The following is a 1,459-nucleotide window of genomic DNA, read 5'->3' as shown; positions in this document are numbered from 1 at the left end:
TTCTTGCAGAGTATTGTAAAGGGTTTCGTAGGGTTTGCCTAGTCTCCGAAGAGTTTCCCTTTCAGTTTGTTCATGAGTTTATCTTTTAGCTGATCCGTGCCACCTAATTGCCCTTCTAGCAAGCTATTAAGCGAACTCATATCGCCATTTGCAAGTTGCAATAATTGTGAGACTTCGGCCATCTCCCCTTGAGTTACGCCAAGCCCTTCAGCTGCTTGTGCTTCAAGATGTTGGCGTAATTCAGCTAATGGACCGGCTTGGTCTGCTAAAATACCATCCATTAATGCACTGCCAAGTTGATTATCTAAATCTGATTTAAGCTGAAACGTAGGCGCATTGATATCGCCTGAATAGGTAGAAGTCACGTTTAACTTATTTAATGTTGATAAGGTTTTAGCGATAATTTGGGTATATTTGTCATTTCCTGTGGCATCTAATTTAAGCTGATTAAATAAGAAATTGGCACCACCTGATAACCTATTCTTTTCCATAGAAACATTGCCTTTCGAAAACAACGCTGCCCTTTCTATCAATGCTTGCAGACGTGGGTCATCACTGACCGAGACATTGTCCAGTATGAGCCCAGCAATATCCCACGCTTGTTTGGCGTTAACGCCATCAGCTAATATTTCAAAGCTACCAGTCATGGCTAAATTTTCCCACAATGCGCCATTGGTAGCGTCTACTTTAAAGGTGGTAGGGGTTTTAGTAATGATGTGTTGATTGGTAATGTTAGCCCATTGACTGCTAATTTTCTCACTACCCACTAAGACATTCACTTCAGCCTGTTTGACTAACAAATTAGGATAAGGGGCGTTGGGGTCAACCGGTGTAATGGGGGTATCTGGTTTTGGTGCCAGCATTGGGGCTATCGTGTTGGTAATCGCGAGTAATGATTGATTAAATTGTTGCGCTTTTGCACCAAACACCATTTGAGTCAGTTGTGATAAGGCATCACTATCGCCTGTTATGGCACCTTTAACTAGCTCATAGTCCGCTTTGGGAGCCGTCTTGAGGGCTGCTAATTGGGTTTTCAGGGCAGTATTCGCTTCTGAGGCAAGTGCTTTGAATTCAGCGATTTTGACTTTATCTGCTCGCATCTTCGTTTTTATTTCATCCCACTGTACCTTGGCGTTGAGCAGTGCCGCAGGATCGTTGTAATCGGTCTTTTTTAACGCATCAAACTGAGCTTGATATGCGTCGATATCGGCTTTAGTGGGTAAGTTTTTGGCTTGTACTCGTAATGGCTCGATATACTGAGTTTTTAGCGTTTTAGCAGACGCTACAGCAGCCGGTGTCTGTAATGCTGAGCGCGCTAGCAATTCGTCTTTGGGTAGGGATTTCTTCTTTTGAAGGGAGGACATCGAGTATATCTTGGAAACTTTGTCCGGGGAGACGGAACACTTCACCTTTTTCTCTGCGCAACTGACCAAAGCGACATTATCAATTAACACGTTAT

General features: G+C 43.3%; 1 protein-coding gene. It reads right to left on the bottom strand.

From position 1 onward, the window contains the following. Positions 1-38: 38 nt before the first annotated feature. On the bottom strand, positions 39-1,459 hold a 1,421-nt coding region (locus tag G2999_RS09115), incomplete at its 5' end, for a TIGR03545 family protein (RefSeq protein WP_232222445.1).

The organism is Glaciecola sp. HTCC2999 (assembly GCF_000155775.1).
Taxonomy (GTDB): Bacteria; Pseudomonadota; Gammaproteobacteria; order Enterobacterales; family Alteromonadaceae; genus Opacimonas.
Note: the sequence above shows the minus strand (reverse complement) of the source record. Positions and strands in the feature narration are given on the sequence as shown.